General features: G+C 53.0%; 6 protein-coding genes. 3 read left to right on the top strand and 3 right to left on the bottom strand.

From position 1 onward, the window contains the following. From ACI4N7_RS04740 to ACI4N7_RS04730, 3 genes are all read left to right on the top strand, one after another. Positions 1–1,353: diguanylate cyclase domain-containing protein (locus tag ACI4N7_RS04740; protein WP_439732216.1), on the top strand; the 1,353-nt coding region annotated here is incomplete at its 5' end. Then, entirely contained in the window at positions 1,354–2,679 is a 1,326-nt protein-coding gene (locus ACI4N7_RS04735) for a sensor domain-containing diguanylate cyclase (RefSeq protein WP_439732215.1), read from the top strand. It begins immediately after the preceding gene. Between the two features lie 118 nt (positions 2,680–2,797). After that, complete coding sequence (locus ACI4N7_RS04730; protein WP_439732214.1) at positions 2,798–3,850, top strand: MBL fold metallo-hydrolase; 1,053 nt, start codon at positions 2,798–2,800, stop codon at positions 3,848–3,850. A gap of 97 nt (positions 3,851–3,947) precedes the next feature. On the opposite strand, the gene ACI4N7_RS04725 is transcribed toward ACI4N7_RS04730, so the two are convergent. The 3 genes from ACI4N7_RS04725 to ACI4N7_RS04715 are packed head-to-tail and all read right to left on the bottom strand — an operon-like array spanning position 3,948 to position 9,684. After that, on the bottom strand, positions 3,948–4,739 hold the full coding sequence (locus ACI4N7_RS04725) for an HAD hydrolase-like protein (RefSeq protein ID WP_439732213.1): 792 nt from the start codon (positions 4,737–4,739) through the stop codon (positions 3,948–3,950). 5 nt (positions 4,740–4,744) lie between these two features. Further along, complete coding sequence (locus tag ACI4N7_RS04720; protein ID WP_439732212.1) at positions 4,745–5,398, bottom strand: TetR/AcrR family transcriptional regulator; 654 nt, start codon at positions 5,396–5,398, stop codon at positions 4,745–4,747. Beyond that, positions 5,395–9,684, bottom strand: coding sequence for an acyl-CoA dehydratase activase (locus ACI4N7_RS04715; RefSeq protein WP_439732211.1), 4,290 nt, complete (start codon positions 9,682–9,684; stop codon positions 5,395–5,397). Before ACI4N7_RS04715 ends, ACI4N7_RS04720 begins: the two co-directional genes overlap by 4 nt. Positions 9,685–9,884: the final 200 nt, after the last annotated feature.

The following is a 9,884-nucleotide window of genomic DNA, read 5'->3' as shown; positions in this document are numbered from 1 at the left end:
ATCAAAATCAGGATGTCCAATATTACCGGCAGCATGACCCATGAGGAGCAGTCCCGCGTTTATCATATCCTGCACAATGTATATGCCGTATATGACGGCATTTATCTCATCGACCGGGAGAAGGACACGCTGGAACCGCTGGCTGTCAGCGACGGGGACTGGGCGGAGCATGAGAAGATTCCTCATGCCTGTTGGCATAACCGGGATTACGCTTCTTCCAGTATCTATGCGGATGACTATGAAAGATACATGGCATTTATGGATATGGATACCCTGGGAAAGCGGATCCACAGGGCACAGACCGGTTTCCTTTCCGGCTTCTTCCGCACCCAGGTGGGAAACGGAAAATTTATCTGGATGATTCATACACTCATACCCATTCCCCGGACCCATGGCCGCCGGATACTGCACTGCGTGCAGCGCCTGTCCGGTGAAAATCCTGATTTTCTCAAGTCCTTCTCCGCCCTTTCCGGAGAAAACAGGGGAGGCCTTTTCCAGGCAAAATACCTGTGGGATGCGGTAATCAACGGAACCCGACGGGCCTATTTCTGGAAGGACAGGGAAGGACGCTACCAGGGAGCCAACCGCACCTTCCTCTCCTATGCGGGCGTTTCTTCCGTCAATGCCATCAGGGGGAAGACGCCTCTGGAAATGGGATGGCTCATGGATGCCCACGGAGCTGAAGCGCAGGAAAAGCATGTCCTTTCCGGCGGAGTTGTGGCCAGCCAGCCTACGGACTTCATCGCCAAAGGGGTGGTGAGGAATATCGTCTACGGCAAGGCCCCTATTTATAAAGACGGGGAAATCATAGGCACGCTAGGCTGGTTTGAAGATGCAGAGCAGATGGAGAAGGAAACGGGACGTCAGCCGGTAACGGTGACGGATCCGGTAACCGGTGTCATGAACAGCCGGGGCGTGATTGAGTCCCTGATCGGCTGTCAGGAAGCGTACCGCAGTTTCAGCAGCAACTATGCCATGCTTTTCCTGGCGGTGCCCCAGTACCGCAGAATCCTTCATACCTACGGAGAAAAGACAGCCGACGGGCTTTTAAAGGCAGTGGCTGAAAAGATCCGCAATGTGATGGGGTACAAAGGCACGGTGGGACGTCTGGACGGCGTAGGCTTTGTTATCCTTTTCCACTATGAAGACCAGACCGGCGTTACAGGAATCTGCAGGAAGCTCCGGAGGGCCGTGGCTTCCATTCACGAGGTGGAAGGAAACAGCTGCACTGTCACGGCGGACATTATCATCACCTATGGATCAGACGGCATCACTACGGGAAAGCTCGTCAGGGAGGCCGTGGGAATGATGCGGGGCGGTGAAGAAGGCTGCGGGGATAAGATGAGCCGGTAGATGGACAAGGAAACGCTTTTTGATGCCCTGCCTCTGCCCTACGCCCTGCTGGATGCACCTTTGGGGGAAGACGGCGGCATATCGGAAATCATATGCCGGTACCACAATGAAGAGTACAGCCGTATCATCGGCATGGAAGATAACGAAGCCCTGAGCCGTCATTTTACGTCCCTCATGAACCAGAAAAAGTATTCCTGGGGAGAGAAAGCCTATGAGGCAGCCTATGAAAAGCACACTGTGTACGGGGAAAAATATGTATCCCCGCTGCATAAAATGGTGCACTACATGGTGGCACCGGGGCCCTGGCACGGCAGCTGCGTCCTTATTCTCCTGGGCACAGGGATAGAGGTGAAGGATGCTTCTCCGGTCTATGCGTCCACGGAGCACCAGATTCTGCGGCTGACCCGCATGCTTATGACTGCTTCCGACTATGAAGCGGCGGTCAATCGTGTGCTTCGGGAAATCGGCAGCCTTGTGCCCTGCGACAGAGTGTATATTTTTGAAAAGAATGGAGATCGGATTTCCAATACCTTTGAATGGTGCCGAGAAGGGGTTACATCGGAAATCGACCATCTTCAGGACCTGAATTATGAGGAATATGTGGGCGTTTGGGACCGGTATCTGAGAACAAACAGCAGTGTCATCATTCCGGATATTGAAGTGATCCACGATACGGACTACATTACCTATGACTGCCTGAAAAAGCAGAATATCCACTCCCTCATGGAAGCGCCCATGTACCATGACCATAACCTGGCAGGCTATCTGGGTGTGGACAATTACGGTACATCCAATTCCATTGACCTGCAGTACCTGCTGGAAACCATGGCAGTTTACCTTTCCCAGAAAAAAGACATCCATGATCTCATGGGCAGGCTTCGCTACCTCAGCGAAAATGACATACTGACAGGGGTGCACAACAGAAATGCCCTGAATCAGCGGCTTGCGTCACTGAAGGCCGGCAATCATCCCCTGGGCATTATCTATGTGGATCTGAACAATCTGAAGCAGACCAATGATACCTATGGGCACAGCGTGGGAGACCGCCGGCTGCAAGAAATGACTTCCATGCTGAAATCCATCTGCCCCGTCGATGATATTTACCGTCTGGGAGGCGATGAATTTGTGGTCTTTCTGGAAGATATCAGTGAACCGGATTTCCGAAAGACGCTGACATCCCTTCGGAAGAAAGCAGGGGCCCTCTCCATTCATGTATCGGCAGGCGGCCAATGGATGGCTGATGCGTCCGCCCTGACCCAGGGCATGAGGGAAGCAGAATACCGCATGTACAATGAAAAAAGGCGTTCCCATGAAGGACGGAAATAAAAGAGAAAAAGGCTGTCAATTTTCGGGCATGTGCAGTATAATAATCCCGTGTTATTAGTAAGGCATGCCTAAAGCATGCAGTATCCTGTGACGGAGGCTATCGTCAGGAGGTTATCTTTTGAAGAAACATTCTCTCATCCTTTTCCTGGCAGCTGCACTGGCCGCCGGCAGTTTTACCATGGCTTCTGCGGAAGAGCAGACGGCAGAAAGTCCGGTGGTCGTGAATTCCCCGGAAGAGGCGTCCTGGTGGACGCCGGTCACATCCATTGATTTCTCTCCGAAGAAGGATGTGCTCATTGAAAACAGCGACGGCAGCCTTTCTCCCATGGACGAGGCTCATTTTGAGGTGAAGCAGATCAATGACAATACCTGGCAGATCCTTTCTGACGGGGACTACTGCTATCTGGCGGCAGGAAACGACTATGCCGTGTGCATTGACTCCGGTTACGGCGCCGGCAATCTCAGAGCTTTCTGTCAGACCCTTACGGACAAGCCGGTGAAGTATGTGCTGAACACCCATTACCATTTTGACCATACGGCCAATGATGCCTATTTTGATGCGGCTTACATGAGTAAAGAAACGGTGCCGCTGGCAACCATCCCCTATGCCAGCTTTGCAGGAATTCATTTTCCCCGCAATTATCCGGTCGTAATCGTCAAGGATGGCGATACCATCGATCTGGGCGGCAGGGTGCTGGAAGTCTTTGAAATCCCGAACCATACCCAGGGCGGCATTGTATTCCTGGACAGAAAGAACAGAATCCTTTTTGCGGGCGATGAATTCATCAAACCGACGGCAGTGACACTGAACTGCTCTGTAGAAAAATATGCGGAAAATATGAAGAAAATGTCAGCAGTAGCCAGCGATATATCCACCATGCTCTGCGGTGCCGGCATTATTACCGATTCCTCCTGCATTGACCGCTTCCTCCTCTGCGCAGATTACATTCTGCAGGGGGGAGAACCGGACAGTCCGTCGGAGAAGGGCTCTTCTTCCTATAAAGCGCCCCAGCCCGTTTCCGTCCCCGGAAAGACGGTTTACCTCCGCCACCGTGTACGGCCCGGTGACGGCGGTGCCGGACAGACAGCGGGAAAGGAAATGGTGACTACCACCTTCGGCGGGGTCTCCATTACCTACGATAAAAATAAAATCCATAAGGAAAAACGATAAAACGCAGCGGCTCTTTTCCTGGAGCCATCAAAAAACCTCCTGCCACAGGCAGGAGATTTTCTTTTATATATGTATAGTTTTTCCGGCGGATGCTTTTTTAGTCATGGCCCAGAAGGAGGGAAGCCAGTTCCTTTGTGGAAGAGGCTATGGCATCCGCTCCTGCTTCCTCCAGCTCCTTCCGGCTGCCGTAGCCGTAGGTGACACCGATGGAAGGCAGGCGGTTTTCTTTAGCGCCTTCTATATCGTAGAAGGTGTCGCCGATCATAACGGTGCCGGACTGAAGGAAGGAAGAGGAAAAGCCTTCCTTTTCCAGCAGGGAGAGGGCTTTTCGGATAATGCGCGCCTTCTGGTCCCTGGTGGCCCGCTTTTTCAGCTCGTCACCTATATCACTGCCGCAGATGACGGAAAAATAGGAATCAAAGCCAAAGTGGCGGATGATTTTTTTCACAAAGGGTTCAGGCTTGCTGGAAGCCACCGCCAGCGTATGCCCTTCCTCGGAGGCCTGGCGGAGAAGGCTGTCCAGTCCCGGATAGGGTCGGCAGTCCAGTATACCCTTTGTTTCGTAAAGTTCACGGAACCGGTTGACCGCAGTTACAATATCGGCGTCGCTCATATGGTAGAGCTTCTTCATCTGCACATTCAGAGGAGGCCCGATAAAACTTTCCAGCTTTGCCGGGTCTGTTTCATGGATGCCTGCAAAAGACAGACCATACTGCACGGCCTTGATAATGCCCGGTGCGGACTCGGAAAGAGTGCCGTCCAGGTCAAATAGAAAAACAGGATAGGATTTCATAATGTCCTTTCGTAAACAGGGGAGCGGACTGGTGATGCAGGAATATATTTCCGCATCACCTGCATTGAAGCGGTGCCATCCATGTCCGGAAGGCATGAAATTTATTTTGCTCCCTGCAGGATTTCTTTCAGATAATGGCTCTTTTCCTTCTTTTCATCCAGATTATCCAGAAGAATATCGGTGTAGCGGTCCAGAGTATCGGCGTCGGTATAGCCGGAGATGAAGGAATTGCTCCGGTTGCTTTCCAGGATAATGGGGAATTCCACGGCGGAGAAGATCTGCATGGCTTTCAGCTCCAGATCCTTTTCATCGGTATAGCCCGTGATTTCAGCTACATTCCGGATGACCTTTTCCCAGCACTGGCTGTGGAGGAGAGAAAGGTAGATGAAGTAGGTATCCTTGGCGTCTTCACTGGAAGGATTGGAAATGGAACGGAAAAGGGCAGGGTGCTGCCTGGCGAGATGGAAGTAGGCGAGGATGTATTTTTTCAGCCGTTCCCGGGCGGTATAGCGGGTATCGTCCAGATAGGAAACGATATTTTCCAGATTGCCCATCATGTATTCCAGCGCGCAGCCGATGAGTTCTTCCTTGGAACCGAAGTAGTAGCGGACGGAAGCGATATTGACATTGGCTTCTTTGGCGATGGTACGGACGGTGGCTTTCTTGAAGCCCTGCTGCTGGAGAATATGCACGGTGGTGGCAATCATTTTTTCACGGACTTTTTCGCCTTTTCCGGTTAACTTTCTAGCGCTCATAGTGTGGTACCCTTTCTGATGTTCATGGTTTTTCTGACAAAGGACAGGTCGTCCGGCATTTCTTTCTTCTCGGTCAAGGCGTTCATCATCAGTTTGAGACGGTTGGCCTGGTTTACTTCGCTGGCGCTGGCATCGCAGTCAAGGGCCAGGAACACAGCTTCCGGATAGGCGGTATGGAGCTTGTGAATCATACCTTCACCGGTAATATGGTTCGGCAGGCAGGCGAAGGGCTGGAGGCATACCACACCGCGGCATTCATGATAGAGAAGGTCGATCATGTCGGCGGTGAGGAACCAGCCTTCCCCGGCCCGGTTGCCCAGGGAAAGATACTGGGAAGCCCGTTTGGCCAGTTTTCCTATGCTGGTGATTTCATGGAACCGTTTTGAGTTCTTCAGCGCCTTTTCCAGCGGCTTTCTGTACCATTCGATGAGATAGCGGGTGAAGGTGCCTTTCAGGTCATCCTTGAAGGTGCCGTCCATTTCTTTTCTCTGGAAATGGCTGTCCAGGGAGCCGTAAAGGAAGAAGTCAAGCATGCCGCTCGTTTCCGCTTCGCCGCCGTTGGCTTCGATGGCATGGACAATATCGTTGCTGGCAATGGGGCTGAATTTAACGTAAATCTCGCCTACAATGCCGATGCGGGGGCGGCGGGGTGTGTCGCTGAGGGGAAGACGGTCGAAATCTTTGATGATGGAGGAGAGGTTTTTCTTGTACTGATGGAAAGATTCTCCCTTCAGGATAGCTTCGGCTGCTTTTTTCTGCCAGCTGCGGTAGAGTGTCTCGGCGCTTCCCGGTTCCTTTTCATAGGGCCGTGTGCGGTAGAGGCACTGCTGCAGGGCATCGCCGTAAACTACGGCCTGGATCAGCTTGATGCCCAGCCCCGGGGTGAATTTGAAGCCCGGCTGGGGTTCAAAGCCGTGGGTGTTGAGGGAGATGACCGGTATCTGGGACAGGCCTTCTTCGTCCAGTGCTTTGTGAATGAAGCCGATGTAGTTGGAAGCACGGCACATGCCGCCGGTCTGAGACATCATGACGGCTGTGCGGTTCAGGTCGTATTCGCCGGATTTGAGGGCCCGCATGAGAGAGCCGATGGTGATGATGGCAGGGTAGCAGGCATCGTTATTGACACAGGACAGCCCTTCGTCAATATCCGCCCGTACAGGTGGAAGAACCTTCACATTGTAGCCGCCGCTTTTGGCAGCTGCTTCGATAAGGGGGAAATGGATAGGAGACATTTCCGGCACCAGAATGGTGAAGTTCTTTTTCATGTCTTCTGTAAAAGCGGACTTTGGATAGAGGATCGGCTGGGCTTTGGTATTTTCCTGCACCCGTTCCTCGATGGCCGATTTCAGGGAGCGCAGGCGGATGCGTACAGCACCTAGATTCAGGCTCTGGTCGATTTTGAGGCAGGTGTAGAGACGGCCTCTCTTATTCATGATTTCCTGTACCTGGTCGGTGACGACGGCATCCAGGCCGCAGCCGAAGGAGTTCAGTTCCACCAGTTCCAGATTGGCATGGCGGGTCACGTAGTCGGCGGCCTTGTAGAGGCGGCTGTGCCAGGTCCACTGGTTCATTACCCGGAGATTCGGGAATTCACCGCCCACCATGGACACGCCGTCTTCAGAGAGGACAGCCATGCCCAGCTGGTTGATCAGGTCAGGAATGGAGTGGTTTACCGTAGGATCCACATGGTAGGGCCGTCCTGCCAGCACAATGCCCAGAAGATGCTTTTCTTTGATTTCAGCAAGAATCCGTTTGGTTTCCTGATACAGTTCCTTTTTATAGGTTTCCTCTGCATTCCGTCCGGCATAAATGGCTGATTCGATTTCACTGCCCGGAATCCCCAGAGGCTTGAAGAACTTTTTCAGCCGCCCGAAGATGGCATCGGAATGAAGGGGAAGGAAGGGGTGGTACAGCTTGGCATTGTACTTGGAGAGCACCTCGTCCATATTGGCCTGAATGTTTTCAGGATAGGAGGCAACCATGGGGCAGTTGTAGCTGTTGGTGCTGCCTTCGTCAGGCCCCTTGTCTATGCAGGGGTACCAGATGAAATCAGGATGCCGTTTAGCCAGGTCATAAACATGGGCATGGGCCAGTTTGGCGGGGAAGCATTCGGAATAGGAAGGAATGGTTTCCATGGCTTCCGTGGGAATGTCCCGCAGCTGTTCGCTGGAAAGGAGGACCCGGTAGCCCAGGTGGGTAAAGAAAGCATGCCAGAAAGGATAGTCCTCGTACATGTTCATGGTACGGGGGATGCCTACGGTGCCCCGCTTTGCCTGCTTCGGCGACAGGGGGCGGCGATGCCAGATCTTGTCGTATTTCCAGCGGTAAATATTGGGAAGAGAGGAATGCGGTGCCGTTTTGCCGGTCAGCATGATGGCGGCTCCCCGTTCGCAGCGGTTGCCGGAAACGAAGGCGCGGCCATCGTTGAAGCGGGTAAGGGTAATCATGCAGTGATTGCCGCAGCCGGGGCACCGCTTCATTTCATTGGTATAGGTCAGAGCTTTCAGCTCTTCCGGGGTGACCAGGGAAGAGACATGGCCTTCGGGGCAGGAGTCCCGGGTAATGAGGGCAATGCCGTAAGCCCCCATGAGGCCGGCTACATCGGGCCGGATGACATGGCAGTTCAGCAGTTTTTCCAGTGCCCGGAGCACGGCGTCATTGTAAAAAGTACCGCCCTGCACCACTACTTTATTTCCCAGGTCCGAAGCTTTGCGGAGGCGGATGACCTTATACAGTGCGTTCTTGATGACGGAATAGGAAAGGCCGGCGGAAATATCCGCTACCGATACGCCGTTCTTCTGGGCTTCCCGGACACGGGAATTCATAAATACGGTGCAGCGGGATCCCAGGTCCACCGGATGCTGTGCTTTCAGGGCGATGCGGGAAAATTCTTTGATATCCATACCCAGGGACTGGGCAAAGGTATCGAGGAAGGAGCCGCAGCCCGAGGAGCAGGCTTCGTTCAGGAGGATATCATCCACAGCGCCGTCCTTAATGCGGCAGCATTTCATATCCTGGCCGCCGATATCAAGAATGGTGGTTACATCGGGAAGGAAATGTTTGGCACCCCGGTAGTGGGCCATGGTTTCCACTTCCCCTATATCGGCCTGGAGAGCCCGCTTGATCAGCTCTTCGCCGTAGCCGGTTACGCCGGCGCCGGCAATGGTAACGCCCTGGGGCAGTTTGTCATACAGATCGGCCAGGATCTTCTTGGCGCCTGCCAGGGGCGTACCCTTGTTGCTGCTGTAGTATTCATAGAGGATGCGGCCTTCCTTATCCAGAAGCACTGCCTTGATGGTGGTGGAGCCGGCGTCAATTCCCAGCCATACGGAGCCCCGGGCCTTGGAAATATCGCCCCGGGGAGCATGGAAACGGCTGTGTCTTTCCGTAAATTCCCGGTATTCCTCTTCATTGGCGAAAAGAGGAGGAAGGGTTTTGGAAGTGCCCAGATCCACATCCTTTGTCTCTTCAACTTTGGCAAGCCAGCTGTCCAGATCCATGGGACGGTCATGACGGGCAGAAACCGCAGCGCCGATGGCTACATACAGTTCCCCGTGTTCCGGCACAATCATGTCTTCATCGGCAATATCCAGGGTCTTCTGGAATCTTTCGCGAAGTACAGGCTGGAAGGTGAGCGGACCGCCGAGAAAAGCCACCTTGCCGTGCACCGGACGGCCGCAGGTCAGACCGGAAATGGTCTGGTTTACTACGGACTGGAACACGGAAAGGGCGATGTCTTCATGGGAAACCCCTTCATTGAGGAGCGCCTGAATATCGGTCTTGGCAAATACACCGCAGCGGGAAGCAATGGGGTAAATCCGTTCCGCTTTGGAAGCCAGTTCTCCCAGTCCATGGGCATCCACGGACAGAAGAGAGGCCATACGGTCGATAAAAGCACCGGTGCCGCCTGCACAGGCGCCGTTCATTCTCTGGTCTACTCCGTTGCGGAGATAGGTGATCTTCTCATCTTCACCGCCCAGCTCGATAATCACATCCGTATCAGGATGGAAGGTCTGCACCGCTTTGGTTTCCGCCAGAATTTCCTGACAGAAAGGAAGCCCCATGAGCTTGGCAAGCCCCATGCCGCCGCTTCCGGAAATGGAGGCGGTGATGCGGTAGCCGGAAAATTTCTCCTGCAGTTCCTTCAAAAGGGACAGCGTAGCGCTTCTGATATCGGACATATGACGCTGGTATCGTCCAAAGAGAAGCTTCAGGTAAGGCGATAAGGCGGCCACCTTGACCGTAGTGGAACCCACATCGATTCCTATATGAATGACTGGTTTCATGATATAAACCTCCTGAGGCCCACGGCAGTACCGCGAACCGTTAATGTAGTGATGTACAGCCTGTATTACGAAATACAGACTGTTGTTTATAATCATATGATTGATTTGTTCGATTATATTTTAGCACTCTTCGATAAAGACTACAATCATAGAACTTTAAAACAGACGTTTAAAGCTATAGAAATTTGTGTATTATTTTG

Origin of the sequence: Dialister sp. (assembly GCF_051885895.1) — a bacterium.
Lineage (GTDB): Bacteria > Bacillota > Negativicutes > Veillonellales > Dialisteraceae > Dialister.
Note: the sequence above shows the minus strand (reverse complement) of the source record. Positions and strands in the feature narration are given on the sequence as shown.

Excerpts from the sequence above, each read along its gene's own strand:
- ACI4N7_RS04725 (WP_439732213.1), bottom strand. The coding sequence starts at position 4,739 with ATGCCTTCCGGACATGGATGGCACCGCTTCAATGCAGGTGATGCGGAA.
- ACI4N7_RS04715 (WP_439732211.1), bottom strand. The coding sequence starts at position 9,684 with ATGAAACCAGTCATTCATATAGGAATCGATGTGGGTTCCACTACGGTC.
- ACI4N7_RS04720 (WP_439732212.1), bottom strand. The coding sequence starts at position 5,398 with ATGAGCGCTAGAAAGTTAACCGGAAAAGGCGAAAAAGTCCGTGAAAAA.
- ACI4N7_RS04735 (WP_439732215.1), top strand. The coding sequence starts at position 1,354 with ATGGACAAGGAAACGCTTTTTGATGCCCTGCCTCTGCCCTACGCCCTG.